The organism is Nocardioides mangrovicus (assembly GCF_003674065.1).
Classification (GTDB): domain Bacteria; phylum Actinomycetota; class Actinomycetes; order Propionibacteriales; family Nocardioidaceae; genus Marmoricola; species Marmoricola mangrovicus.
Window position 1 is genome coordinate 1,036,944 of sequence record NZ_RDBE01000010.1, and the last position, 409, is coordinate 1,037,352.

Here is a 409-nt window from a genome sequence, read left to right on the forward strand (position 1 = left end):
TGTGTGGGGCGGGATGACCGAGCGTGAGCGTCGCGCGATCCTGCGCAAGCGTCCGAACGTGACCTCCTGGCGCGACCTGCTCGAGACCGCGATGGTCGAGCACCACGCCGGTGTGAGGACCAGCGCCGCCCAGGCCTGATCCGCTCAGACCTTCCACCAGGCCCCGCGTCCGCACCGGACGCGGGGCCTCGTGCTGTCCGGGAGCTAGCACATCGAGGCCCGCCGCGTGGGCGAACCCGGACCTTCGGTCAGGCGGACTAGTCACTTCGGGCCAATCAGGATTGAGCACGACGTGCTCTACGCGGCGTCTCGTAAATCGCGAACACTTCTCTATGGGGAAACACAGACCATTCGAGGGGATTCGCTGTTATGTGGAACGACGACTGGGCGTCCGTGGCCGTGTGCAAGC